At 72.3% G+C, this 24801-nt stretch carries 21 protein-coding genes, 2 tRNA genes and 1 riboswitch; of the genes, 14 read left to right on the plus strand and 9 right to left on the minus strand.

The features are described 5' to 3' along the window. Window positions 1–82: 82 nt before the first annotated feature. The 4 genes from BJ965_RS19990 to BJ965_RS20005 all read left to right on the plus strand — a co-directional run bounded on the left by BJ965_RS19990 (window position 83) and on the right by BJ965_RS20005 (window position 3806). Window positions 83–433: a metallopeptidase family protein gene (locus tag BJ965_RS19990; protein WP_031108284.1), complete on the plus strand. Its 351-nt coding sequence runs from the start codon at window positions 83–85 to the stop codon at window positions 431–433. Between the two features lie 87 nt (window positions 434–520). After that, window positions 521–1051, plus strand: a complete 531-nt coding sequence (locus tag BJ965_RS19995) for a hypothetical protein (protein WP_184909892.1) — start codon at window positions 521–523, stop codon at window positions 1049–1051. A 385-nt stretch (window positions 1052–1436) separates the two neighbouring features. Continuing rightward, window positions 1437–3518: a DEAD/DEAH box helicase gene (locus BJ965_RS20000; RefSeq protein ID WP_184909893.1), complete on the plus strand. Its 2082-nt coding sequence runs from the start codon at window positions 1437–1439 to the stop codon at window positions 3516–3518. Window positions 3519–3733: 215 nt separating this feature from the next. Further along, window positions 3734–3806: transfer RNA gene (locus BJ965_RS20005), tRNA-Lys, on the plus strand. Between the two features lie 59 nt (window positions 3807–3865). Here BJ965_RS20005 and BJ965_RS20010 read toward each other — a convergent pair. Both BJ965_RS20010 and BJ965_RS20015 read right to left on the minus strand, forming a co-directional pair. After that, entirely contained in the window at window positions 3866–4714 is an 849-nt protein-coding gene (locus BJ965_RS20010) for an RNA polymerase sigma factor SigF (protein WP_030850443.1), read from the minus strand. A 343-nt stretch (window positions 4715–5057) separates the two neighbouring features. Then, a complete protein-coding gene (locus tag BJ965_RS20015) occupies window positions 5058–5552 on the minus strand; it encodes a MarR family transcriptional regulator (RefSeq protein ID WP_184909894.1) in 495 nt (164 codons plus the stop codon). A gap of 136 nt (window positions 5553–5688) precedes the next feature. Between BJ965_RS20015 and BJ965_RS20020 the strand changes: the two genes are divergently transcribed. The 5 genes from BJ965_RS20020 to BJ965_RS20040 all read left to right on the plus strand — a co-directional run bounded on the left by BJ965_RS20020 (window position 5689) and on the right by BJ965_RS20040 (window position 9841). Next, entirely contained in the window at window positions 5689–6861 is a 1173-nt protein-coding gene (locus BJ965_RS20020; protein ID WP_313666962.1) for a PP2C family protein-serine/threonine phosphatase, read from the plus strand. Between the two features lie 139 nt (window positions 6862–7000). Then, entirely contained in the window at window positions 7001–7918 is a 918-nt protein-coding gene (locus BJ965_RS20025) for an STAS domain-containing protein (protein ID WP_184909895.1), read from the plus strand. Window positions 7919–7941: 23 nt separating this feature from the next. Beyond that, window positions 7942–8328, plus strand: a complete 387-nt coding sequence (locus BJ965_RS20030; protein WP_184917346.1) for an STAS domain-containing protein — start codon at window positions 7942–7944, stop codon at window positions 8326–8328. Continuing rightward, on the plus strand, window positions 8328–8771 hold the full coding sequence (locus tag BJ965_RS20035) for an anti-sigma regulatory factor (protein ID WP_184909896.1): 444 nt from the start codon (window positions 8328–8330) through the stop codon (window positions 8769–8771). The genes BJ965_RS20030 and BJ965_RS20035 overlap by 1 nt, the downstream gene beginning before the upstream one ends. Further along, window positions 8771–9841, plus strand: coding sequence for an ATP-binding SpoIIE family protein phosphatase (locus tag BJ965_RS20040; RefSeq protein WP_184909897.1), 1071 nt, complete (start codon window positions 8771–8773; stop codon window positions 9839–9841). The genes BJ965_RS20035 and BJ965_RS20040 overlap by 1 nt, the downstream gene beginning before the upstream one ends. Before the next feature lie 270 nt (window positions 9842–10111). On the opposite strand, the gene BJ965_RS20045 is transcribed toward BJ965_RS20040, so the two are convergent. The 3 genes from BJ965_RS20045 to BJ965_RS20055 all read right to left on the minus strand — a co-directional run bounded on the left by BJ965_RS20045 (window position 10112) and on the right by BJ965_RS20055 (window position 12028). After that, window positions 10112–10609 carry a MarR family winged helix-turn-helix transcriptional regulator gene (locus BJ965_RS20045; protein WP_184909898.1) on the minus strand — a complete coding sequence of 166 codons (498 nt, stop codon included), beginning with the start codon at window positions 10607–10609 and terminating at the stop codon, window positions 10112–10114. Between the two features lie 117 nt (window positions 10610–10726). Next, window positions 10727–11368 carry a GTP cyclohydrolase II gene (locus tag BJ965_RS20050; RefSeq protein WP_184909899.1) on the minus strand — a complete coding sequence of 214 codons (642 nt, stop codon included), beginning with the start codon at window positions 11366–11368 and terminating at the stop codon, window positions 10727–10729. A gap of 144 nt (window positions 11369–11512) precedes the next feature. Further along, the gene (locus tag BJ965_RS20055) at window positions 11513–12028 is read right to left on the minus strand and encodes a MarR family winged helix-turn-helix transcriptional regulator (protein WP_184909900.1); all 516 of its coding nucleotides are present in this window, start codon (window positions 12026–12028) and stop codon (window positions 11513–11515) included. Between the two features lie 76 nt (window positions 12029–12104). On the opposite strand from BJ965_RS20055, the gene BJ965_RS20060 reads away from it, so the two are divergent. The 4 genes from BJ965_RS20060 (at window position 12105) to BJ965_RS20075 (ending at window position 16013) form a co-directional block, all read left to right on the plus strand. Continuing rightward, window positions 12105–13235, plus strand: a complete 1131-nt coding sequence (locus BJ965_RS20060; protein WP_184909901.1) for a dihydrofolate reductase family protein — start codon at window positions 12105–12107, stop codon at window positions 13233–13235. Between the two features lie 66 nt (window positions 13236–13301). After that, a tRNA-Met gene (locus BJ965_RS20065) sits at window positions 13302–13375 on the plus strand. Window positions 13376–13672: 297 nt separating this feature from the next. Continuing rightward, window positions 13673–13829, plus strand: a riboswitch (cyclic di-AMP (ydaO/yuaA leader). A gap of 11 nt (window positions 13830–13840) precedes the next feature. Further along, entirely contained in the window at window positions 13841–14881 is a 1041-nt protein-coding gene (locus tag BJ965_RS20070) for a M23 family metallopeptidase (RefSeq protein WP_184909902.1), read from the plus strand. 187 nt (window positions 14882–15068) lie between these two features. Further along, entirely contained in the window at window positions 15069–16013 is a 945-nt protein-coding gene (locus BJ965_RS20075; protein ID WP_184909903.1) for an aldo/keto reductase, read from the plus strand. Window positions 16014–16112: 99 nt separating this feature from the next. On the opposite strand, the gene BJ965_RS20080 is transcribed toward BJ965_RS20075, so the two are convergent. The 4 genes from BJ965_RS20080 to BJ965_RS20095 all read right to left on the minus strand — a co-directional run bounded on the left by BJ965_RS20080 (window position 16113) and on the right by BJ965_RS20095 (window position 21608). Further along, window positions 16113–17393 (minus strand): PrsW family intramembrane metalloprotease, encoded by a 1281-nt coding sequence (locus BJ965_RS20080; protein WP_184917349.1) that lies wholly within the window; start codon window positions 17391–17393, stop codon window positions 16113–16115. Window positions 17394–17656: 263 nt separating this feature from the next. Beyond that, entirely contained in the window at window positions 17657–18520 is an 864-nt protein-coding gene (gene trmB / locus BJ965_RS20085; protein ID WP_184909904.1) for a tRNA (guanosine(46)-N7)-methyltransferase TrmB, read from the minus strand. 385 nt (window positions 18521–18905) lie between these two features. Next, entirely contained in the window at window positions 18906–20108 is a 1203-nt protein-coding gene (gene lhgO, locus BJ965_RS20090; protein WP_184917353.1) for an L-2-hydroxyglutarate oxidase, read from the minus strand. 75 nt (window positions 20109–20183) lie between these two features. Beyond that, complete coding sequence (locus tag BJ965_RS20095; RefSeq protein ID WP_184909905.1) at window positions 20184–21608, minus strand: MFS transporter; 1425 nt, start codon at window positions 21606–21608, stop codon at window positions 20184–20186. A gap of 901 nt (window positions 21609–22509) precedes the next feature. On the opposite strand from BJ965_RS20095, the gene BJ965_RS20100 reads away from it, so the two are divergent. Further along, window positions 22510–24627 (plus strand): asparagine synthase-related protein, encoded by a 2118-nt coding sequence (locus tag BJ965_RS20100; RefSeq protein ID WP_184909906.1) that lies wholly within the window; start codon window positions 22510–22512, stop codon window positions 24625–24627. The last annotated feature ends 174 nt before the right edge of the window (window positions 24628–24801 follow it).

Raw genomic sequence — 24801 nt, forward strand, 5'->3', positions numbered from 1 at the left:
GATCCCGTATGCCCAAGTCCGGGGCCGGATATGCGGCGCCGTACGGCTCTCGTACGGCGGGGTCGTGGCCGACAATGGGCCTGTGCTGGAGATGACGCGCGAGGAGTTCGAGGAGCTGGTCGCCGAGGCGCTCGACCGGATCCCGCCGGAGTTGACGCGATTGATGGACAACGTCGCGGTGTTCGTGGAGGACGAGCCGCCGTCGGATGATCCCGAGCTGCTCGGGCTGTACGAGGGGACTCCGCTGACCGACCGGGGTGAGTGGTACGCCGGTGTGCTGCCCGACCGGATCACGGTGTACCGGAATCCGACGCTGCGGATGTGCGAGTCGCGGGAGGACGTCGTCGCGGAGACGGAGATCACCGTCGTGCATGAGATCGCCCACCACTTCGGGATCGACGACGCCCGTCTTCACGCCCTGGGTTATGGCTGACCGGGTTGTGAATACGGGGCGCGTGTCCTCTTGTGGGCGGGGGGAGTTGGAGGTGTTGACTCCCTCACCCTTTCCGGAGGTGGCCCCGTGCGCCCCTTGTACGTACCCGTCCGACTGGCCGCCACGGTCGTGGCGGTCGCCGCTGCCGCCGGCTGCATGAGTGTCGGCGACGACGCGGGCGGGAGCGTCAAGCCGTCGCACTCCGCCGGGCAGCGGGGTGGCGAGGCGTCCGACGGCGGGCCGGCGGTGTCGGGCGGCGGTGCCGGGTTCGGCGCGGCCGGGGCCGGGGGCGAGCGGGGGCGTGGCAAGGGCGGGAAGGGCAAGAAGGGCAAGGGAGGCCGGGCGGGGGAGTCGGCCCCTCCCGAGGCGTCGCCGAGCGCTGACGCGAGCCCGACCGTGCCGGGGCGGGACAAGCCGGGGAAGCCGGCGCGGCCTACGCCGAAGCCGCCGGCCCCGCCGACGCCCACCCGCACGGCCGAACCGGAGCCCACGCCGACGCCGCCGGAGCCGACGGCGTCGCCGGAGCCGACGCCGGAGCCGTCGTCGTCGGCGCATGAGCCGCCGGGGCCGCAGCTGGCGCAGCGGGAGCCGGCGCCGGAGGCCGGGTCGCCGGCGTAGGGCCGTGGGGAGGGGCCGGTGGGGTGTGTCGTGACGATGCGCTGGTGGGGCGTGCCGTGAGGAGGTGCCGGTGGGGCGGGGAAATTTTCTGCGGGGGCGGGAACAATCCCGGCCGGAGGGTGGTTGGAGCCCTCGGAAGGCTGTCCGGTCGTCGGACGGCTGTCCACTGCCGTCTGCACGGTCCGGTTTGCCTTGAGGGGCCCGGAGTGCGTATGGTGGCAGATCGTTTGATCCCATCTTGCCCGGCGCCACTGCAGAGCGCGCCGTGTGGCGCGTACTCTCCCTTGCCGTGGTGGACCGCATTGAGGCGGTCGTATTGCGAATCGCGAATCACGGAGTTGACGGGCGCGTGCCGACTTGAGACTCCGGAAGGTTTCGCATTCGCATGTCCATCGCCAGTACTGATCACGTCGTCGTGCCCGAGAACGAGGCAACCGAGGACGTCCCCGAGGCCACTTTCGCGGACCTCGGTCTCCCCGAAGGCGTTGTGCGCAAGCTCGCGCAGAACGGCGTGACCACTCCCTTCCCGATCCAGGCCGCGACCATTCCGGACGCCCTGGCCGGCAAGGACATCCTGGGCCGTGGCCGCACCGGCTCCGGCAAGACCCTGTCGTTCGGTCTGCCGACCCTGGCGCGTCTCGCCGGCGGCCGCACCGAGAAGCACAAGCCGCGCGCGGTCATCCTCACCCCGACCCGTGAGCTCGCGATGCAGGTCGCGGACGCCCTCCAGCCGTACGGCGACGTCGTCGGCCTGAAGATGAAGGTCGTCTGCGGCGGTACGTCGATGGGCAACCAGATCTACGCCCTGGAGCGCGGCGTCGACGTCCTCGTCGCCACCCCGGGCCGGCTGCGCGACATCATCAACCGTGGCGCCTGCTCCCTGGAGAACGTCGAGGTCGCCGTCCTCGACGAGGCCGACCAGATGTCCGACCTGGGCTTCCTGCCCGAGGTCACCGAGCTGCTCGACCAGGTCCCGGCCGGCGGCCAGCGCATGCTGTTCTCGGCCACGATGGAGAACGAGATCTCCACGCTGGTCAAGCGTTACCTGAGCAACCCGGTCACGCACGAGGTCGACAGTGCCCAGGGCAACGTCACGACCATGTCGCACCACATCCTCATCGTGAAGCCCAAGGACAAGGCGCCGGTCACCGCCGCGATCGCCTCCCGCAAGGGCCGCACGATCATCTTCGTCCGCACCCAGCTGGGCGCCGACCGCATCGCCGAGCAGTTGTGCGACTCGGGTGTGAAGGCCGATGCGCTGCACGGCGGTATGACGCAGGGCGCGCGCACCCGCGTGCTGGAGGACTTCAAGAAGGGCTACGTCAACGCGCTCGTCGCGACCGACGTCGCCGCCCGCGGTATCCACGTCGACGGCATCGACCTGGTGCTGAACGTGGACCCGGCCGGGGACCACAAGGACTACCTGCACCGGTCCGGCCGTACCGCGCGTGCGGGCCGTTCCGGCACGGTCGTGTCGCTGTCGCTGCCGCACCAGCGGCGTCAGATCTTCCGGCTGATGGAGGACGCGGGCGTCGACGCCACGCGCCACATCATCCAGGGCGCCGGCGCCTTCGACCCGGAGGTTGCCGAGATCACCGGCGCCCGGTCGATGACCGAGGTGCAGGCCGAGTCCGTGGGCAATGCCGCGCAGCAGGCCGAGCGTGAGGTCGCCCAGCTCACCAAGGAGCTGGAGCGGGCGCAGCGGCGTGCGAACGAGCTCCGCGAGGAGGCCGACCGCCTGATCGCCCGGATCGCCCGCGAGCAGGGTGAGGACCCGGAGGCCGCGGTGGCCGAGGCCCAGGCGGCGGTGGTGGCCGCGGCGGCCGAGGTGTCCGTGCCCGAGCAGCCGGTGGCGCAGGACGTGGACCGTGACGACCGTGGTGGTCGTGGGTTCGAGCGTCGTGATGACAACCGTGGTGGCGGCTTCCGCCGGGACGACCGTCGTGATGACCGTGGTGGCCGTTCGTTCGAGCGTCGTGACGACCGTGGTGGTCGTGGGTTCGAGCGTCGTGACGACAACCGTGGTGGCGGCTTCCGCCGGGACGACCGTCGTGATGACCGTGGTGGCCGTTCGTTCGAGCGTCGTGACGACCGTGGTGGTCGTGGGTTCGAGCGTCGTGACGACAACCGTGGCGGTGGCTTCCGCCGGGACGACCGTCGTGATGACCGTGGTGGCCGTTCGTTCGAGCGTCGTGACGACCGTGGTGGTCGTGGCTTCGAGCGTCGTGACGACAACCGTGGCGGTGGCTTCCGCCGGGACGACCGTCCGGGCCGTTCCTTCGAGCGCCGGGACGAGCGCGGTGGGCACCGTGGCAGCGACCGCCCCTTCAACCGTGACCGTCAGGGCGACCGTCCCGGCTTCCGCGCCTCCGGTCACGACCGCCCCTCGGGCCGTCGTGACGACCACCGCGGCGGCGGTTCGTTCCAGCGTCGCGAGGACAAGCCGCGCTGGAAGCGCAACGGCTGACATCAGCGCATGAGGAGCGCCGTGGCTCCGTCCCAACGGGCGGGCCACGGCGCTCTGTCGTTGTGGCGGGCTCTCCGGGGGCCGCGCGGACACGCCCGGGCCGGTCGGTCCGTGGCCCTCATCGGGCCAGTTCGTCCCTTTGGCGGGGCCCGGACCCCGATACCCGATCGGAGACCGGGCATCGTCCGGCTATGCTCGTGGGGGCAACATCGCCTGGGCCCTTAGCTCAATTGGCAGAGCAGTGGACTTTTAATCCATTGGTTGTGGGTTCGAGTCCCACAGGGCCTACAAGGAAGCCCCGGTTCGGATCGTCTCCGGACCGGGGCTCTTGTCGTTGCCGGGGGTGGTCAGCCGGTGGTCAGCATCCCCGACCGCAGGCGGGCGACCGTGCGGGAGATGAGCCGGGAGACGTGCATCTGCGAGATGCCGAGCCGGGCGCCGATCTCCGCCTGAGTCAGCTCCTCCACGAAGCGCAGGTGCAGGATGAGGCGCTGGCGGTCGTCGAGTTCGGCGACCAGGGGGGCCAGGGCGTGGAAGTCCTCGACGAGTTCGAGGGCCGGGTCCTCCTCGCCGATGAACTCCGACAGCGTCGTGTCGCTCTCGTCCGGGTCGCCGGTGACCGTCGCGTCGAGGGATGACGACAGGTAGCCGTTGGCGGCGATCTGGGCCTCGACGACCTCTTCCTCCGACAGGTTCATCAACGCTGCCAGTTCGGCCACCTTGGGCGCGCGGCCGAGGCGGGAGGCCAGTTCCTCGGTGGCCTTGGCGAGTTCCGTACGGGCTTCCTGAAGGCGGCGCGGCACGTGTACGGCCCAGGAGGTGTCACGGAAGAACCGCTTGATCTCGCCGATGATGTACGGCACCGCGAAGCTGGTGAACTGCACCTCGCGGGAGACCTCGAACCGGTCGATGGCCTTGATCAGCCCGATGACGCCGACCTGGACGATGTCCTCCATCGACTGGCCGCTGGTGCGGAACCGGCGTGCCGCGAAGCGCACCAGAGACATGTTCATCTCGATGAGCGTGTTGCGGGCGTACTGGTATTCGGGCGTGCCCTCCTCGAGCACGGCGAGCCGGTCGAGGAACTGTCCGGTCAGCCCGCGCGCGTCCTGCGGGGCGAGCTTCTGGGGTTCGGCGATCTGCGGCAGTTCCTCACCGGTGCAGGTGGCGGAATCCGTCGTCGTGTCGATGCGCATGGTCGCCGTCACGGGCCCTCCCTCTCGTTCCGGCCCGCTCCGATCCCCCGACAGGCCACCTCCAGCGCCGTTACCCGCGCTCGCCCCGGTCATGCCCCGCATATGCCCCGGCGAGATGTAGACCACAGTCGGTGCAGGTCGAGGCGGTGTCGGGGTACCCGGACCGGTATTGCGACGGTACGAGCGGGGAGGGCGGGCGGTGGGGTGCGGGAGAGAAGGCCGAGGGGCTCGTGGAGCGGACGGTTGTCGTTTGACAACTATAGGTGGAGGGCAACAGCCTAGGCGTGCCGGACGTGCGCGGGGAAGAGGCCGGAACGGACGACTCCGTTCGGCGGCGGGCTGTTCAGGCGGTGCGGGTGTCGGAGGAGCGGGAGTCTTCGGAGTCGTCGTGTATCCGGGCCGCCGCCGCGTCGCAGAACGCCTCCAGTCCTTGCAGCAGCGCGACCCGCTTCGCCGCGGGCATCTGGTCGAGCACCGCGCGCAGCGCCTGCTCCCGGCGCACCCGCAGGTCGGCGAGGAAGGCGCGGCCGTGGCCGCTGAGGTGCAGGCGGACCTCGCGCCGGTCGGCCGGGCTCACCTCGCGTTCCACGAAACCGGCCGCCTGCAGCCGGTCGCACAGCCGGCTGGTCGAGGGCGGTGTGGAGGCGAGGGAGTCGGCGAGCGTGCGCAGGTTGATGCCCTCGTGGTGTTCGAGGATGAGCAGCACCCGCAGCTGGGACGCGGAGGCCGGCGCGGTCGAGGCCCGGCCCCAGAGGACTTCCAGCAACTCCGCGGCCGTGGAGGTCACACGGGCGACCTCTGCTGGCTCAGGGCGGGGTCGGAGGGAAGTCACAGTCACACTCTCGCAGGCGCCGGGATGGCCGTCAGCGTACTAGGCGTGAGCTGAACCGCCCGGGACCCGCTTCCCGGCCCGTGGACGAGAACCCGTTTCGAGGACGCGTCGGCGTCCCGTCGAGGATGGTGAACAGAACACCGTGAACACGATCACGAACAGATTCGTGGCCGCCGAGCGCGCCCTGCGCACGGCGGCCCCCCATCAGCTGCTGGACGCGGTCCGTCGTGTACTGACCGATCAGTACGCGGCGGACTCCGTCGAGCTCTTCCTCGCGGACTACGGACTGACGGTGCTTCAGCCGGTGTCCGTGCTGCCGCACACCCTCCGGCCGGTGTCCGTGCACAACAGCCCGGCGGGCCGGGCCTTCGGCGCGCAGGAGCCGTACGTGGAAGACCCCTCGGGCGATCTCGTGCGGGTGCATCTGCCCGTCACCGTGCGCGGTGACCGGCTCGGCGTGCTGACCGTGACCCTGCCCGGCGGCGAGCACGCCGAGGGCTGTCTGGACGAGCTGGCCGAGATCGCCGAGGTGCTCGGGCACGAGGTCGTCGTGGCCGAGCGGGACACCGACCTGTATCTCCAGGCGCGCCGCCGGGACCGGCTCACGCTCGCCGCCGAGATGCAGTGGCAGCTGCTGCCGGGCCGCTCCTGCGCCCGCCCCGAGTACGAGCTGGGCGCGCAGCTGGAACCGGCGTACGCGATCTTCGGCGACAACTTCGACTGGTCCGCCTCGGCCGACCGGCTCAGCCTCTACGTCACCAACGGCATGGACGAGGGCATGGAGGCCTCCCTGCTGACGAACCTGGCGATCAACGCCCTGCGCAACGCGCGCCGGGCCGGGCTGTCCATCGAAGACCAGGCGGCCCTGGCCGACCAGGCGGTGTACGCCCACTACCGGGGCCGCTGCTACCTGTCCGTGCTGATGCTCGACTTCGACCTGGCCACCGGCCGGGTCCGTGCGGTGGACGCGGGTTCGCCGCAGATGCTGCGGCTGCGCGGGGGCGGGGTGGAGCGGGTGCCCTTCGACGCCCAGCTGCCGCTCGGCATGTTCGAGGAGACGGACTACGTGGTCCAGGAGTTCGACGTGGAGCCGGGCGACCGGCTGGTCTTCGTCAGCGACGGGGTCTACGACGTCGCCTCCCCGGGCGGCGAGGCCTACGGGGACGCCGCCCTGGCCCGGGCGATCCAGTCGACCCGGCTGCTGCCGGCCGCCGAGGTGCCCCGGGCCGTCCTGCGCGAACTGAGGGGCCACCGCGGCCGGTCGACCCCGGACGACGACGCCCTCGTGGTGTGTCTGGACTGGCGTGGTCGGTAAGGGACGGGGAAGACGCAGGTCGGGGGCCCCCGTGGGCAGTTGTTTGGTGGTGCCGGACGCCGGCACTAATGTTTGTCATACGGCAAGTAATGGCTGAGGCGCTGTCGCGCGACCTCGGTCCGGCCCGTGCAAGGGAGCGATGCAAGTGTCGGTGTCGGAAGAGAACGAGGAACAGGAGCCGGCCGCATACCAGGTGAGCGCCTTTCTGGAGCGGCGACGGGAGCAGATCGCCCAACGCTGGGCGGACGCCGCGCTGTTCCGCACGGTCTTCACCGTCTCCCGGGACGAGGCGGTGGAGGCGGGCAGGGCGGTGGCCGCCGCCCTGGCGGCGGTGGCGGCCTCCGGGCGGCTGGACGACGTCCGGGCGTCCGGATTCGAGTCCGTGCGCGACCAGTTGGGGCGGATGGCGGCCTCCCGCGCCCGTACGGGCACCGACCCGGACGGAGTCGCCACCGAGGTGGCCGCACTGCGCGAGCCGGTGACCGAGCTGCTGCGCGCCGAGTTCCCCGAGCCCTACGCCCCCGAGGCCCAGGAGGCCGTGGTGGCGCTGACCGTGCTCATGGGCACGCTGCGCCTGGTGGTGCTGGAGACGACCGTCAGCGCGGGCGAGGAGCTGATCGCCCGGCAGCGCGAGCAGCTGCACGAGGTGGCCACCCCGGTGATCAAGCTGTGGGAGAGCACCGTCGCCGTACCGCTGATCGGGACCCTGGACAGCGCGCGCAGCCAGGTGGTCATGGAGAGCCTGCTGGACGCGATCGTCGCCGAGCGCGCCCGGTACGCCATCCTCGACATCACCGGGGTGCCCACGGTCGACTCGCTGGTCGCCCAGCACCTGATGAAGACCGTGGCGGCGGCGCGGCTGATGGGCGCCGAGTGCATCGTGTCCGGCATCCGGCCCGCGATCGCGCAGACCATCGTCCACCTGGGCATCGACCTCGGCACGGTGCTCACCCGTTCGAGCCTGGCGGACGCGCTCGCCTACGCGCTCAGCGAGCAGGGGGTCGAGATCGCACCGCTGAGGGCGACCGGCGCGACGGCGGACGCGGGCGCACGGTGACCGCCTTCGCGGGACACGGGCCCATGGGCGGGCACGGCTTCACCGTGCCGGTCCTCCAGCTGGGCGATGTCCTGCTGGTCACCCTCCAGGGGGAGTTGCACGACGGGATGGCGGAGCAGCTCCAGCAGGACATCACGGCGCGGATCTCGGACAGCCGGGTGAGCGGGGTCGTGATCGACATCTCCGGCGTGGAGATCGTCGACTCCTTCCTGGGCAGGGTCCTCGCCGAGATCGCCGCCGGAGCCAAGCTGCTGGCGGCCCGTACGGTCCTGGCCGGGATGCGCCCGGCGGTGGCGATCACCCTGGTCGAGCTGGGGCTCACCCTGCCCGGCCTGCGGACGGCCCTGGACGTCGAACGTGCGATGGAGCTGCTGGGCGTGACCACGCGCCGGGGCGAGGGGAGTCCGTGATGCAGGCTTCCCGCCATGCCGGTCCGGCCAGCCTGCCGATCGGCTCGGACGCCGATCTGGCGTGGGTGCGGCAGCAGGTCCGGCAGGCAGCCGCCGAGCTCGGGTTCGGGCTGGTGCAGCAGACCAAGCTCGTCACCGCTGCGAGCGAGCTGGCCCGCAACACCCTCGTCCACGGCGGGGGCGGCCATGTGCGGATCACCCCGCTGGACGCCGGGTCGTCGTACGGGCTGCGGCTGGACTTCGTCGACACCGGGCCCGGCATCCGGGACCTGGACCAGGCGCTGACCGACGGTTACACCAGTGGCGGCGGGCTCGGTCTGGGCCTGAGCGGCGCCAAGCGGCTCGTGCAGGAGTTCGAGGTGGACAGCCGGCCCGGTGAGGGGACCACCGTCACCGTCACCGCCTGGGCCACCGTCGTACCGCCTTCCCGGACGGTGCCGTGATGAGCAGGGTCTGGGACGTGCCGGTGGACGACTCGACCCGGGTGCGGGACGTGCGGGTGGCGGCCGAGGAGGCCAGCGCCTGCGCGGGCCTGCCCCCCGGCCGCACCGCGGCCGCCGCGCTGGTGGCGACGGAGCTGGCCACCAACCTGCTGCGGCACGCGGACGGCGGGCGGGTGCTGATCAGCCTCGTCGAGCGGGGGCACGACGACGGCGGCCGGACGGCGGTGCAGCTCGTCTCGCTCGACCACGGCCCCGGCATCCCGGACGTCGCGGCGGCGATGCGTGACGGCTACACCACGACCGTCGCCGCCTCGCTCGGCGCCGGCCTGGGCACGTGCCGGCGCATAGCGAACGACTTCGATCTGCACAGTGCGCCCGGCCGGGGCACCGTCGTGATGGCCCGGATCGGCCACGAGCCCGCCGTCCGCAACCAGGGCCCGCCCCCGCCCGGTCCGCGCGCCGGGGGCGTCAACGTCCCCCTCGGCCGGGCCGAGTACTCCGGGGACGCCTGGGGCCGGGTGCGAGGCGGGGACCGTCTGACCCTGCTGCTCGCCGACGGGCTGGGGCACGGCGTGAAGGCCGCCGAGGCCTCGGCGGCGGCGGTGAAGGAGCTGCGTGGCCTGGCCGAGCTGCCGCCCGTCGAGATCCTGCGGAGTCTGGGCCGGGCGCTGCGGCCCACCCGGGGCGCGGCCGTCGCCGTGGCCCAACTGGACATGACGGCAGGTCGGTTGAGCTTCGCCGGGATCGGCAACGTCGGCGCCCGGCTGCGGACCGACGGCACGTGGAAGGCGTTGCTGTCCCACCCCGGCATCGTGGGCGCGCAGGCCCCGGCTTCCGTGCCCGTGCAGCGTGTTCCCTGGCACGCGGACAGCCTGCTGGTCCTGCACAGCGACGGCCTGCCCAGCCGCTGGACACCGCCCGACGACGGCGTGCTGCCGGGCTGCGACCCGGCGGTGGCGGCCGCGGTGGTGCTCCGCGACGCGGGCAGCGCGGCCCGGCCGGCGGGGGACGACACCTGTGTGGCGGTCCTGGCCGCCGGCGGCGTGAGCCGCCACGGTTCGGGGGCTTGAGGGGGCTGGGCGGGGCGGGGACGACCGGCGGCGTCGCGCGGTGCGGCTGCATCGGCCGGGTTCCAGGGTTCGCCGGCGGCGGGTCGCGCAGGACGGGTCGCGCAGGGAGGGTGGCCGAACGCCCGCACACGCCCACGGTCCTGGCCGCGGAATCGCCGCCGAGATTCATCACGGTGTGGTCGGCAGGACCGGTGAGCGGTCACCGTCCGCGCGGCCGGGCCGCGCCGCGAGAGCTCGCTTTCTCGCCACCGCGGCTCCTCGCGCCGGAACCTACTCCGCCCCGCCGGCACCCGGCGCCGTGTCCTGGGCGGCCAGGAAACCCCGCAACCCCCTGCTCAGCGCCGCCCGTTCGCCCGGTTCCATCGCCGCCAGGGCCGCGGCCAGGGCCCGGGCGCGACGGCCGGCGACGTCACCCAGGACGCGCTGTCCGTGTGTCGTGAGCCACAGTTGCACTTCCCGGCGGGTGTCGGGGTGCGGGGCCCGTTCCAGCAGACCGGCCGCGGCCAGACGGTCGCAGAGGCGGCTGGCCGTGGGGAGCCCGATGTCCAGGCCCTCCGCCAGGGCCGTCAGATTCAGGCCGGGCGCCGTCTGCACGGTGCGCAGCGCCCGCAACTGGTGCAGGGACAGGCGCAGGGACGCCTCCTGCGCGGCGACCGACCACAGCGCCGTCAGACTCTCCACCGCATCTGCGATCTGCGATGCGACGGCCTCCGGGCCATCGCCCGGTCCCCTCGCCCGGTGGTTGCCGGGGCCGCCGAGATCGGTCACGAACGGTCACTTCCATAAAGCTTCGGGTACTGATGAGATCGCCCTCTTTCAAAGGCTGTACCCGATGAACCGAGCGGCAAGCAGCCCGGTTCGAAGGCCGGCCGGACCGGGGGCGGCTCAGCCGGCGCTGAGTTCCGTCAGCGCGGTGAGCGGCAGCGTGTGCTGGGTCTGGAGCACCTTCGCCCGCAGGTAGCGGACGTTGTGGGCGGTGGTGAAGACGCCCGTGGGGATCCGGTCGCGGACGTCGACGCCCAAGGACCGCAACTGCTCAGCCTTGTCGGGGTTGTTGGAGAGCAGGTCCAGTTCGCCGATGCCCAGGGCCCGGAGCATCTGGGCCGCGGCCGTGTAGTCGCGGGCGTCCTCGGGCAGCCCGAGCGCCGCGTTCGCCTCGTACGTGTCCAGCCCCTCGTCCTGGAGGGCGTACGCGTCGAGCTTGTTGTAGAGGCCGATGCCCCGGCCCTCCTGTCGGAGGTAGAGGAGCACGCCGCCGCGCTCGGCGATGCTCTCGACCGCCTCGCGCAACTGCGGGCCGCAGTCGCAGCGGGCCGAGCCGAACACGTCCCCGGTCAGGCACTCGGAGTGCAGCCGCACCAGCGGGACGGGGCCGGGCTCGCCGAGGACCATGGCCACGTGCTCCTGGCCGTCGGCCAGCCCGTGGAAGGTGACGAGCTCGGCGTCGGCCTCGTAGCCGTCGTGGAAGCGCAGCGGGACCCGGACGCGGGAGCGCGGGGTGGCGATGACGGCGGGGGTGTCGGGCATGCGGGGCCTCCGGGTTCCGTTTCCTGTTCGGCTGCACAACCGTACTGCTTCAGATTTGAAGCAGCTCCACGACCGGAACCCTACTCATGCTTTAAATTTGAAGCAATGAGATTGAGGCTCTGTGTGATGCGCGTCACCGGCGCGTCATGAGCAGGACGGCGACGACCTCCGCCGCCACGGCACGTCGTCCGCCGCCGGCCGGGCCCCGTCCTCCTGGAGCCCCTGTGCGATCGCGGTGGAGATCTCCTCCAGCTGCCCCACCTGCTCCTCGCTGAGCCGGTCGAACAAGAAGTCCCGCACCGTCTCGACATGCCCGGGAGCCGTCCGCTCCAGCACGGCGAACCCCTCGTCGGTCAGCGCGGCGATACTGCCCCGCTTGTCGTGGCGGCAGGCCTCGCGCCGCAGCATGCCGTCCTTCTCCAGCCGCGCGACCGCGTACGTCAGCCGGCTGCGGGTGATCTTCAGCCGCTCGGCGAGATCGGTCATCCGCAGCCGCCGTTCCGGGGACTCCGACAGGACGGACAGGATGGAGTAGTACAGGTGCGGCATGCCGGCGTCCTGCTGGAGCTGCCGGTCGATCGCGTCCTCCAGGAGCAGCGAGGCGGCGATGTAGGCGCGCCAGGCGCGCTGCTCATCGGGGGTGAGCCAGCGAGTCGTCATGCCACCAGTGTAGGTTTGTTTCAAACTTGAACCAAGCCCCTCCCGTCCCGCCGTCCCGACCAGCCGCGGAGCACCGATGCCTCGTCCGTACGTCCTGCTGTCCGCCGCCGTCTCCCTCGACGGCTACCTGGACGACACCGGGCCCGACCGCCTGCTTCTGTCGAGCCCGGCCGACTTCGACCGGGTCGACGAGGTCCGGGCCGGCGTCGACGCGATCCTGATCGGCGCCGGCACCATCCGCGCCGACAACCCGCGGCTGCTGGTGAACTCGGAGAGCCGCCGGGCCGCCCGCACCGCCGCAGGCAAGCCCGAGTACCCCCTCAAGGTCACCGTCAGCGGCTCCGGCGACCTCGACCCGGACGCCCGCTTCTGGCACACCGGAGGGGGGAAGATCCTCTACACCACCGACCAGGGCGCCGAGCGTGCCCGCTCCCTGGGCCTGAACACCGACGTCGTCCCGCTCGGCGCCGACCTCGACTGGCGGCGGCTGCTCACGCACCTGCACGACGTCCGGGGCGTACGGCGGCTCATGGTCGAGGGCGGCGGACTGATCCACACCCAGCTCCTCACCCAGGGCCTCGCCGACGAACTCCAACTCGTCCTCGCCCCGCTCTTCGTGGGCGACCCCCGGGCCCCCCGCCTCTTCGGCCCCGGCGGCTACCAGGGCGGCCGGCTCCGGCTGCTGGAGACGCGGCGGATCGAGGACGTGGTCCTGATGCGCTACGAGCCGACCGCCCCGGGCACCGGCGGGCTCCCCGCCGCCGCCGACCACCACTGGCTCGCCCTCGCCTGTGAACTGGCCGAGCGCTGCCCGCCGTCGGACACGGCGTTCAGCGTGGGCGCGGTCGTGGTCGCCGCCGACGGCACGGAACTGGCCCGCGGCCACTCCCGAGAGGCCGGCGACCCGGTCGTGCACGCCGAGGAGGCGGCCCTCGCCAAGATCGACCCGGCCGACCCGCGCCTGCCCGGCGCGACGGTGTACAGCAGCCTGGAGCCGTGCGCCCGCCGCGCCTCACGCCCCGCCCCATGCGCCCGGCTGATCCTCGACGCGGGGGTACGGCGGGTCGTCACGGCCTGGCGCGAGCCGGACACCTTCGTGACGGACGCCGACGGCAGCGGGCTCCTCGCGGCCCGGGGGGTGGAGGTCGTCGTCCTCCCGGAACACGAGGAGCGGGCCAAGGCCCCGAACCATCACCTGCCGGGCTGAGCACCGGCCCGATCGGTGGGTGTGTGCGAGTGGTCCCGCGGATGGCGTACACTGGAGTCACAACGACGCGGGGTGGAGCAGCTCGGTAGCTCGCTGGGCTCATAACCCAGAGGTCGCAGGTTCAAATCCTGTCCCCGCTACTGAAGGCCGAGGGCCGGAATCCGAAAGGGTTCCGGCCCTCGGTGCTTTCCCATGCTTGCCCGATGGCTCACTACGGTCGGTGAGCGAACCGTCCCGTTCCGCATAACAACTGACGCACCGTCAAAACCCGTCAGTCACCTGCGGTGCGGTCAACTCGCCCGATTTAAGCCGGTCATGGCAGGTAAGTCCGCGCGAAAAAGGTTAATGATCAAGTGGAATCGCTGGAATACCCCTCGCGCCTCCATTAACGTTCGATAACGCAGCGCGGTCGTCCCAGCCGTCACAGAAGGCGGCTCCGTGCGCACGCGCCGAATCCCGAAAGGGAACCGGGGAACCACCACTTGGGGTGAATCGGGCGGATACCACCGTGGAAGCACGGCAGGTATACGCGCGTAGGAGACCTTCCTGCTCCGAACCCGTCAGCTAACCCGGTAGGCGAGAAGGAAGGAAAGGAGTACGCCCACGTGGCGTCCAACCGGCCTGCCCCCGCGGCCCCGTACGCGCCGAAGCGCGAGAACGACACCTTCGGATTCGGCGGCCAGCACACCGACGAGGGCCCGTTCCAGGAGTGGAACCCCACCGAGGAGTCCATCCGTCCCGTCCGCGGCCGGCATCGCGTCACCAAGCAGCGCGGCGGAGGCCTCGCCCGCAGCTCCACCGTCCTCGGCGTCGGTGTCATAGCCGCCGTGGGTGCCGGCGGCATGGCCAGCGCCCAGACCGGCAAGCCCCCGGTGTCCATCTCCGTTCCGGACCTGCCCTCGGTGGGTTCCCTCATCTCGGACGACGACACCCCCGAAGGTTCCGCCACCCCGCTCAGCAGCCTCGGCACCGCCACCGCGGACACCGCGAAGGACACGTCCGGCGCCCGCGCCGGCGCCGGTGACGCGCTGCGTGCCCGGATCATGGCGCAGGTCGAGCACCAGCAGGAACAGATCGAGACCAAGGCCGCCGAGGACGCCGCGGCCGCCGCCGAGAAGGCGGCCAAGGAAGCGGTCGCAAAGGCGGAGAAGGAAGCCAAGGCCAAGGCCGCCGAGGCCAAGGAGAAGGCGGAGGAAGAGGCCAGGAAGAAGGCCGAGGCCGAGCGGCTCGCCGCCCTCGCCAAGCAGTTCACGCTGCCGACCTCCTCCTACACCCTCACCTCGACGTTCGGCCAGGCCGGCGCCTACTGGTCCTCCGGCTACCACACCGGCCTCGACTTCGCCGCCCCCACGGGCACGCCGATCAAGGCCGTGCACAGCGGCACCATCACCGAGGCGGGCTGGAACGGCTCCTACGGCTACAAGACCGTGCTCACCCTCGATGACGGCACCGAGATCTGGTACGCGCACCAGTCCTCCATCGGCGTCAGCGTCGGCCAGAAGGTCAGCACCGGCGACGTCATCGGCCGCGTGGGCGCCACCGGCAACGTCACCGGGGCGCACCTGCACCTCGAGGTCCACTCCGGCGGATCCGCCAGCGGCATCGACCCGATGGCCTGGCTGCGGGGCAAGGGACTGACTCCCTGAGCAGTGCGCGCTCGTCGAAGCATCGGCGGCCCTGACGACGACCCCTCGACGTCAGGGCCGCCGGCTTTTGCGGTGTGGCGCGGAGCGGCTTCGTCCGGTGCGGCGGCGTGCGGGGTGGCGTGGGGTTTACGGGAGTTTTGCGTCCGTTGCGGAATGAGGCGTTCCTGCGCGGTCGTTGACACCGACCATGACGACTCTTCGCAAGCTCGGTACTTCCGACCTCGAGGTCTTCCCCCTCGCCCTCGGCGGCAACGTGTTCGGCTGGACCGCCGACCAGGACCGGTCCTTCGCCGTCCTCGACGCCTACACCGCCGCCGGCGGCAACTTCGTCGACACCGCCGACGTCTACTCGGCGTGGGTCGACGGCAACCAGGGCGGTGAGTCCGAGACCATCCTCGGCGCGTGGCTCGAAGCGCGCGGCAACCGCTCCGACGTCGTCGTCGCCACGAAGGTCAGCCAGCATCCCGGCTTCCGGGGCCTGTCCGCCGCCAACATCAAGGCCGCCGCCGACGCCTCCCTGCGGCGCCTGCGCACCGACTACATCGACCTGTACTACACACACTTCGACCAGCCCGACGTGCCCGTCGAGGAGATCATCGGCGCGCTCGACGACCTCGTGAAGTCCGGCAAGGTGCGGCACATCGCCGCCTCCAACATCACCGCCGAGCGGCTGCGGGCGTCCCTGGAGTTCTCCGACCGCGAGGGCCTCGCCCGGTACGTCGCCCTCCAGCCCCACTACAACCTGGTCTCCCGTGACACCTACGAGGGCGAGATCCAGGACCTCGCCGAGCGGGCCGGCCTCGCGGCCGTTCCGTACTACGCGCTCGCGTCCGGCTTCCTCACGGGCAAGTACCGGCCCGGTACGCAGGTCGAGAGCGCGCGGGCGGGCGGTGCCGCCAAGCATCTGGAGACCGAACGGGGGCGGCGGGTTCTCGACGCCCTCGACGAGGTCGCCGGGGTGCACGGCGCTCCCGTCGCCACCGTGGCCCTCGCCTGGCTCGCCGCGCAGCCGACCGTGGCGGCGCCGATCGCTTCCGCGCGGACGGTGGAGCAGCTGCCCGCGCTGCTCGGCGTCGGGGAGCTGACGCTCTCGGAGACCGAGATCGCGCGGCTCACCCGGGCCTCGGCCTGATCCGAGCTTCGGGAGCGGCTTCAGGGAGCGGCTTCGGGAGAAGCTTCGGGGAGCGGATTCGGTAGCGGAGCTTCGGGCGCGCGGTTGCGGGGAGCCGCTTCAGGAGCGGTAGGGGTTGTACGCGGGGTACGGCGTGTACGCGGGATACGGCGCCGACGGGTGGCCGTACCCGTACACCCCGTACATCGGCCAGGGCGGTGGCGTCACCGGGACCGGAGGGGCGGTGATCCGGGCCGCGTGGTCCAGGGCGGGGCGGGCCACCTCCCGACGCCGCCACAGCTCGCCGAGCAGTTCCCGCTCCCGTACGGCGAAGTCCGCCCCGGGGCTGCCCCGCCGGGCCCGGTGCCGCAGGAACGCCAGCGACGTCGCGTACGCCTCGTACCGGGCCACCTCCCGGGCCGCCGCCCTGCCCGCGTGCCGGCGGGCGTACTGGCGGGCGATCCGGCGGGCCCGCATCGAGCCGAGAGCGTACGGCTCGGCCGGGGTCAGCCAGCCGGCGACCGCGTAGGCGGGCAGCTCCGCCCGTACGGTCCTCAGCTCCCGCTGCCGCGTCCAGATCACCAGCCACGTCAGCAGCCCGAAGATGGGCACCATGAACGCCGCGTACACGGCGAAGAACCCGTACTCGCCGAAGGCCGACGAGCCGTTCCACATCGCGTGCATCCCCATCGCGAGCAGCAGCCCGCCGAGCGGGAAGGCGATGCGGCGCAGGGGCCGGCGGCCCGCCGAGAGCGCGGCGATCCCGAAGCCGATGCCGGTCAGGACCGTGAACAGCGGGTGCGCGAACGGCGACATGATGATGCGCACGAAGAAGGTCGCCGCCGTGACGGAGGCGATGCCGCGGCCGCCGGTGAGCTGGTCGGTGCCGAAGGCCGTGCCGAGGTAGAGGATGTTCTCGGTGAAGGCGAAGCCGGTGGCCGTCACGCCGGCTATGACGACCCCGTCGACGATGCCGGTGAAGTCGCGGCGCCGGAAGAGGAAGACCAGGAGGACGGCCGCCGCCTTGGCCGACTCCTCGACCACCGGCGCTATCACCGTCGCGCCGAGGGTGTCCGCGCTGGACGGGTCCGCCGTCGCCGTCGCTATCCATCTCGTCGCGAAGCTGTTGGCGACGATCGCTATCAGTGCCGCCGCGCAGGCGCCCCAGGCGAAGCAGAACACCAGGTTCCGCCAGGGGCCGGGCTCGACCCGGTCCAGCCAGCGGAACGCGGCTATCAGCAGGGGCACCGGGAGGACGGCCAGCCCCAGCCCGACCAGGAACCCTTCCGTGCCGGTCTCCTCGCGGACCAGGGCGAGGATGACCAGGCCGGATATCGCGAGGAGTGTGCTCAGCGCGCCGTAGCGCACCCAGGCGCGGTGCCACCAGTGGGCGTGCCGCAGGGAGCCGGTCGTGCCTGGGCCGGTCGTGCCTGGGCCGGTCGTGCCTGGGCCGGGTGTGGCTGGGCCGGCCGTGCCGGGGCCGGCCGTGCCGGGGCCGGCCGTGCCGGGGCCGGCCGTGCCGGGGCCGGCCGTGTCCGAGGGAACGAAGGGTGCGCCGTCGGTGGGACCGCTGGGGTACGACGGATGCGGGGGGCTGGTGGCCACGGAATTGACCCTAACGACGGATGGGCGCTGTCCGCAGGCGGGAGAGGTGCCAGGGGTGGTCAGGCGCCGGCGGGGGGCTGGTCCACGTGCTGTACGCGACGGAAGAGGAGGTCGTTCACGACATGTCCCTTGTCCAGTCCCTGGCCCTCGAAACGGGTCAGGGGACGGAAGTCGGGGCGCGGCGCGAAACCACCGTCCGCCTGCGTGTTCTCCAAGTCGGGGTGCGCCGTGAGGACCTCGAGCATCTGCTCGGCGTACGGCTCCCAGTCGGTGGCGCAGTGGACGATGCCACCGGGTCTGATGCGGGTGGCGGCGAGGGTCAGGAAGTCGGGCTGGATGATCCTGCGCTTGTGGTGCCGCTTCTTGGGCCAGGGGTCCGGGAAGTAGACGCGCAGGCCGTCGAGGGAGTCCGGGGCGAGCATCTCGCGCAGGAGGATGATCGCGTCGCCGTTGCCGACCCGGATGTTGGACAGGCCGTTGCGGTCGGCGAGGTTGAGCAGGTTGCCCTGGCCGGGGGTGTGGACGTCGACGGCGAGGATGTTCGTGGCGGGGTCGGCCGCGGCCATCTGGGCGGTGGCCTCGCCCATGCCGAAGCCGATCTCCAGGACGACGGGGTTGTCGTTGCCGAACAGCTCGGGCAGGTCGAGGGTCCGGCTGCCGTCGATGTCGAGGCCCCACTTGGGCCACAGGCGCTGGAGCGCGTCCGCTTGACCGGCGGTGACGCGGCTGCGGCGGGGCTGGAAACTCCGGATCCGCCGCTCGAAGTGCGACCCGGCGGGGTCGGCCTTCGGCCCGTCGGGGAAGCGCGGCTCGCCCTTGGACCGGGTACGCCGGACGGAGACACCGGGGGTGTGCGGGTCCGGGTCCGGGTGCGAGGCAGGGTGCGGGTTCGGGGTTTCGGGGGTGTTCGCGGAGTCAGACACAGTGCCCCTGATTTTACGGCTGAGGTGTGGCGCGTACGCGCCGGTGGTGGGTCGGGGCCGCGCCGGGGGGTGTCCGTCCTCGGAACGGCGCGATGGGGTGCCACACCGACTCACTGTCCGTTGACGCGCCAACCGCTGCGGGCGGACACCCCCCGACACGGCCCCTTCTCGCCGTACGCGGGTGCGGGTCCGCCCAGCTGCGGGTATGCGCAGCCGCCTGGCTGCGGGCATGCGTGCCGCCAGGGGCGGCACCCGTCCCAAGGAGAGTGGCACCCCGCTACGCCGGGCTGCGGACCCACCCGGCCTCAGCACCGACGCAGCGGCACCCCCCCCGACGCCGGGTCGTGGATCCACCCGGCTTCAGAGCAGGGCAGCCCCACAGGCCTCACAGCGCGCTCAGTGCTCTGCGTGCCACTTCCCTGCCGATCGGCAGGGACGCCGTGGCCGCGGGGGACGGTGCGTTGAGGACGTGGACGGTTCTGGCGCCCTCGCGGATCAGGAAGTCGTCGACCAGGGTCCCGTCACGGAGAACCGCCTGTGCGCGCACACCCGCGGCCGTCGGCACGAGGTCGTCCTCGCAGACCCCGGGCAGCAGCCTGCCCACCGCGTCGGTGAACGCCGTCTTGGACAGGGACCGCCGCAGCTCACCCGCCCCGTACCGCCAGTGCCGGCGGGCTATCCGCCAGGAGCCGGGCCAGGCCAGGGTCGAGCCCAGCTCGCGTGGGCGGACCGTGCCCCACCCGTACCCCTCGCGGGCCAGGGCCGGCACCGCGTTGGGACCGACATGGACACCCCCGTCGATGCCCCGGGTGAGATGCACCCCGAGGAACGGGAACGCCGGATCGGGCACGGGGTAGACCAGGCCACGCACCAGCTCCGGCCGGGCCAGCTCGTAGTACTCGCCCCGGAACGGCACGATCCGCATGTCCGGGTCGTCCCCGGTGAGCCGGGCGATCTCGTCGCACTGCAGACCCGCGCAGTTCACCAGGACCCGCCCGCGTACGACATCGCCCGCGGCCGTGAGTACGGCGACCCCCCGCTCGGGGCGCCGGTCGACACGCACGACCCGCGTGCCGTAGCGGATCTCCGCGCCCGAGCCGTGGGCCAGCTGGCGGGCGACGGCCACGAAGTCGCAGATGCCGGTCGTCCCGACGTGTATCGCGGCGAGCCCGCGCACCTCCGGTTCGTACTCCGCGATCTGGGGGCCGCCCAGCTCCCGCACCGGAATGCCGTTCTCCCGGCCTCGCTGCACGAGCGCGTGCAGACGGGGCAGCTCCGCGCGGTCGGTGGCGACGATCAGCTTGCCGGTGACCGCGTGCGGGATGCCGTACTCGGTGCAGAACTTGACCATCTCCGCGGCGCCCCGCACCGCGTAGCGCGCCTTGAGGGAGCCCGGGCGGTAGTAGATGCCGCTGTGGATGACGCCGCTGTTGCGGCCGGTCTGATGGCGGCCCGGGCCCGGTTCCTTCTCCAGGACGGTGACACGTGTGCCCGGTGCGGCGCGTGTGATCGCGTACGCCGTCGACAGGCCGACGATGCCGCCGCCGATCACCAGCACGTCACAGTCGTATGTGATCCGCACTCGCACCACCTCCCGCTTCGATAGTGCACTGCGCCACTGACAATGCCTTCAAACGCGGGACGGGCGGCACACCTGCTCCGACTACGCCGGAGTCATCAGCAGCGGCCGTGCACGCTCACGGAGCTCCACCACCCGCGGCTCGTCCCCGTACGGCTCCAGCCGGTGCAGGAGGTCCTTGACGTACTCGGTGGTACGGGCCGAGGAGATCCGGCCGGCGACCTCCACCGCCCGCACCCCCTGCTCGCAGGCCGCGTCCAGGTTCCCCGACTCCAGTTCGGCGACCGCCGAGACGACCAGACGCAGGCCGTGCGAGCGGACGAACTCCTCGGTCGGCTTCGACAGGGCCTGTTCGGTGAAGCGGCGGACCTGGCGGGGTGCCTTGAGGTCGCGGTAGCACTCGGCCGCGTCGGCGGCGAAACGGTCGTAGGAGTAGAAGCCGAGCCAGCTCGGGTCGTTGTCGCCGGGGCGGGCGCGCTCCAGCCAGCTCTCGGCCGCCTTCAGGGCGCCGCCGGCCGCCGGGGCGTCGTTGGCGCGCGCGTGCGCGCGCGCCTCGACGAGGCGGAAGAAGCTCATGGTGCGGGCCGTCGCCAGTCCTCGGTTGCGTTCCAGGGCGGCCTGGGCGAGGTCCACGCCCTCGTCGCCGAAGCCGCGGTAGGTGGCCTGGAGGGACATGGAGGCCAGCACGTAGCCCCCGAGGGGGACGTCCGCCGCCGCCCGGGCCAGCCGCAGGGCCTGGATGTAGTAGCGCTGGGCGGCTTCCTGCTGGCCGGTGTCGAATGCCATCCAGCCCGCGAGACGGGTGAGTTCGGAGGAGGCGCCGAAGAGGGCCCGGCCGACCTCGTCGGAGTAGGAGCCGAGCAGCAGAGGGGCGGCCTCCACCCGTAAGCACTCGGGGACCATCGACGAACGCCAGTCGCCGCCGCCGTACTTGGAGTCCCAGCGTCGCGCGTCCTCGGCGGCCTCCCGCAGCTTCTGCACATCGCTGTGGCCGACTTTGAGCGGTGCGCCGGAGCCCTCGCCGGGGCCCACGTCACGCGCGACCGAACTGTCGGCCGGGGTTATCAGCCATCGTGAGGCGGGCGTTGCGTATGCGCTCACCGCGAACGAGCCGGCCAGCGACTGCCAGATGCCTCCGGAACCGGCCCGTCGGCCGGCGAGGTCGAGGCGGTACAGCTCGGTCGCGGACCTGACCGCCTGGCCGACGTCCCGCGGGAAGGCGAGGCCGACTTCGGGTGCGGGGTCCGCGTCCGCCAGGCCGATTTCGTGCAGCGGCACCGGGCGGCCGAGCTTCTGGCCGATGGCGGCGGCGATGAGGTGCGGGGCGGCACCCTGCGGCACCATGCCCTTCGACACCCAGCGCGCCACCGACGTCTTGTCATAGCGCAGCGTCAGGCCGCGCTGGGCGCCAAGGTCGTTGACGCGCCGCGCGAGGCCCGCGTTCGAGATTCCCGCGAGGGCGAGAACGGCGCCGAGTTTTTCGTTCGGCCCGCGTTGCTCCCTGGACATGCGCCACCCCTCGACACAGACGGCTGCCGCACTGGCATAACCACGCGGCATTCGTAAACCCAGCGTAGTTCGCCGCATCCCAAGCGTTAAGGGGCATTGTTCCGGTTGGCGGGATTGTGGTCCGTACTGAAGTGCGGTTCAGATACGGGCTGTTGCGACGTGCTCCCACTGTGTGGCCGTGCGCCTGTCCGTGCGCTCTTCTCCGGCCATCGCGGGAGCGGTTCCATGGTCATCGCGTGGGTCGGCCCGCTGTACTGGATCCAGTGGGCTGGGGGACACCGCCGCCTACATCCCCGCGGGCGGCGGAACGGTCCGGGAGGCGTACTCCGTCTCCCGGACTGCGCGACCGGATGGCGGCACGCCGGGCCTGTACGGAGAGTGTTCGAAGCTGTCTGCGCGACAGCGATTTGGCCGAAAATCGACCCCGCCGATCGCGGGGTATCAGGGCTCCTACCATGGCACTTGAGGGCGCGTCGGGCGTGATTGGGGCGCGTTTCGGGGGCGCATTCGCGTCGCAGTCATACGGCAGACATGTCGCTGGCGTGCCTTGATTCTTGGCCGTCGATCCGCTTCTCTCTCCGCTCCTCGCTCCGTTCCTCTGTGTTTGCCCTCGCTTCGGTGCCGTCTTGTTCGGCGGCGCGTTCGGTGCGTCCTCGTCCCTTCGTCGTCTCTTCGTCGTCTTTTCGTTGTCTCCGTCGTCCCTTCGTTCGTTGTCCCGTCCGCCCGAGTTCGCGGGCGGTGTGCGGGTGTTCGGGGGATTCGGGGCGGTGTGGGTGGCTCCGCCGGGGCGCATTCAGCGGAGCGCAAGCGGCGTCGGCACCCTCTGGAACGCTTCCTTCATGGCAGCATGGTGAACCGGTTCGTACGGTGCACTGGTTGTCCACAGCCTGTGGAGGCGGCGATGCGGTGGTTGGTGGGATGGAGCAGCACCGCCGCGGGAGCCGTCGCTGCCGGTTCGGCGGGGGCGACCGGCAGCGAGGGTGAGACGTTGCACCCGGTGGGGTCCCAACTCCTGTGGGGCGATCCCGATCCGCTGTGGGCGGTCGGCGACTGGCGCCCCGACGAGGTGCGGGTCGTCAAGGCCGACGACCGGACCAGGATCGCGGTCCTCGGCATCTGCGGCGCCACCGACGAGCAACTGCGCGTCGCGCTGTTCGCCGCGCGCGGCGGGGCACTTCGGCATCTGACCGCCTGGCCGGGCAGCTACACCGCGATCGTCCAGGTCGGCCGGCGGATCACCGTCTGCGGCGACCTCGCGGGCGCGCGGCCGGTGTTCCACACGCCCTGGGCCGGCGGTACGGCGTACGCGACCGCCGCGCTGCCCCTGGCCGACCTCATCGAGGCCAACCTCGACTTCGGGCATCTCGCCGCGCTGCTGGCCGCCCCTGACGTGCCCGCCGCTCTGCACGACTCCACGCCGTACGACGGCGTGAAGCGCATTCCGCCCGGGCATGCCCTCATCCTGCGCGCCGGGGCGCGCGAGATCGCAGGGTACGAGCCGGTCGCCTCGCTGGCCGTGGCGGCGCCCCCGGCCGACCCCGACAGCGCGGTCGACGCGGTGCGCGACGCGCTCGTGGAGGCCGTACGGACGCGGCTGTCCGCGCCTCGGCACGTCCCCGGGGCGGACATAGACCCGGGTCCGGTGCCCGGCATGGGACCCGCCGAGCGACGGGCCGCGCGGGGGATGCCGGTGCCGGGGATCGGCGCGGACCTGTCCGGCGGGCCGGCCTCCGGTGCACTGGCGCTGCTGGCCGCGGGGCTTCCCGGGATGCCGGGCACCGTGCTGGGACACGGCACGGGCGCCGGTGAGCGGCTGCTGGCCGTCACGTTCAACGACCTCGCCGTCGGAGGGCGGGAGGCCGAACTGGAGCGGGCGGGCGCGCTGGCGGCGAACCCTAGGCTCCACCACGTCGTCGTGGCGGGTGGCGAGGAGACCCTCCCGTACGCCGAGCTGGACGGGCCGCTGACCGACGAACCCGGGCCGTGTCTGGTGTCGGCGGCGCGGCATCGGGCCCGGCTCGCGGCGGGCAGCGCGGACCACTTCACCGGGCACGGTGCCCGGCAGGTCCTGGACGCCCATCCCGCGCGCCTCGCCGACCTGCTGATGGACCGCCGGCGGCGTCATCTCGTACGGCCGGTCGCCGCGCTGGCCAAGGCCGACGGGTCGGTGCTGGTGCCCGCACGGGTGTACGCAGCGGCGCGGCGGCTGTCCCGTACGCCGTACCGGTCGGGGCTGGAGTCCCTCGCCGAGCGCCTCCTCGACCCCCGCTCCGACGACGGCCTCGACGCGCCCGGGGGTGCGCTGGACGCCTCGCTCGCCGCGCTGACCTGGGGCAGACCCGGGCCGGCCGCGCGCTGGCTGACCGGTGAGGCACTCGCTGAAGTATCGGTTCGCCTTCAGGCGGCGACACACCGGTCCGAGCTGGTGGGACCGGGGCAGCGGCCGGGTGCCTTCCGCGCGCGAGCGGCGCTGGCCCGGCATGCGGCGGACCTGCGGGTGCTGGAGCAGGCCGCGGAGGTCCGCTTCCAGCGGCTGCACGCGCCGTTCCTCGACAACCAGGTCGTCCGGGCGGCCCGGGCGCTTCCGGAGGCGCTGCGGGTGCGGCCGGGGGCGCGGGCGGCGATCCTGCGTACGGTGCTGGAAGGGGCCGGTGTCCGGGAGTTGCCGCCCGGCTGGGGCGCCCCGACCCAGGCGACCGCGGCGGCCGCGGAGCGTACGGGGTTGCGCGTGGCGGCGGACTCCCTGGTCTCCCTGTTCGACACCCCGCTGCTCGCGGAGGCCGGGCTGGTCGAGGCCCGCGTGGTCCGCAAGGCGCTGCGTGGCGCGGCGGCGGGTGAACCCTTGCCCCTGGACGGTCTCGCGGATCTGGTCTCCCTGGAGCTGTGGCTGCGCCGCCTGCTGTCCCGCCGCGGCACCTGCTGGACGGGCACGCCCGCCAGGCAACGAGCGGTACCGGCGGGGATCGCCCCGCAGCGGGGGGCGTTGGGGGCGGGGGCCGGTGGGGGACGGCGGGTGTAGGGCTGATCTCCGGGTGCGGGCGCTTCGCCTGACGCGGGGTGGTGCGGGTGGTTGTGCCTGGTGCCGGTGGGGGTGCGCGTGCGTTTCGCCTTCGCGTGGGGGGTGGGTCGGGGCCGCGCCGGGGGGATGTCCGCCCTCGGAACGGCGCGACGGGGTGCCACGCCGACTGACTGT

It is taken from the genome of Streptomyces luteogriseus (assembly GCF_014205055.1).
Lineage (GTDB): Bacteria > Actinomycetota > Actinomycetes > Streptomycetales > Streptomycetaceae > Streptomyces > Streptomyces luteogriseus.

Bases quoted from the DNA above. Each gene is read 5' to 3' on its own strand.
- BJ965_RS20010 (WP_030850443.1), bottom strand. From the start codon at position 4,714: ATGCGCATCGACACGACGACGGATTCCGCCACCTGCACCGGTGAGGAA.
- BJ965_RS20095 (WP_184909905.1), bottom strand. From the start codon at position 21,608: ATGTCCAGGGAGCAACGCGGGCCGAACGAAAAACTCGGCGCCGTTCTC.
- BJ965_RS20035 (WP_184909896.1), top strand. From the start codon at position 8,328: ATGCAGGCTTCCCGCCATGCCGGTCCGGCCAGCCTGCCGATCGGCTCG.
- BJ965_RS20055 (WP_184909900.1), bottom strand. From the start codon at position 12,028: ATGACGACTCGCTGGCTCACCCCCGATGAGCAGCGCGCCTGGCGCGCC.
- BJ965_RS20100 (WP_184909906.1), top strand. From the start codon at position 22,510: ATGCGGTGGTTGGTGGGATGGAGCAGCACCGCCGCGGGAGCCGTCGCT.
- BJ965_RS20050 (WP_184909899.1), bottom strand. From the start codon at position 11,368: ATGCCCGACACCCCCGCCGTCATCGCCACCCCGCGCTCCCGCGTCCGG.
- BJ965_RS20060 (WP_184909901.1), top strand. From the start codon at position 12,105: ATGCCTCGTCCGTACGTCCTGCTGTCCGCCGCCGTCTCCCTCGACGGC.
- BJ965_RS20030 (WP_184917346.1), top strand. From the start codon at position 7,942: ATGGGCGGGCACGGCTTCACCGTGCCGGTCCTCCAGCTGGGCGATGTC.
- BJ965_RS20000 (WP_184909893.1), top strand. From the start codon at position 1,437: ATGTCCATCGCCAGTACTGATCACGTCGTCGTGCCCGAGAACGAGGCA.
- BJ965_RS20025 (WP_184909895.1), top strand. From the start codon at position 7,001: ATGCAAGTGTCGGTGTCGGAAGAGAACGAGGAACAGGAGCCGGCCGCA.
- BJ965_RS20040 (WP_184909897.1), top strand. From the start codon at position 8,771: ATGAGCAGGGTCTGGGACGTGCCGGTGGACGACTCGACCCGGGTGCGG.
- BJ965_RS20075 (WP_184909903.1), top strand. From the start codon at position 15,069: ATGACGACTCTTCGCAAGCTCGGTACTTCCGACCTCGAGGTCTTCCCC.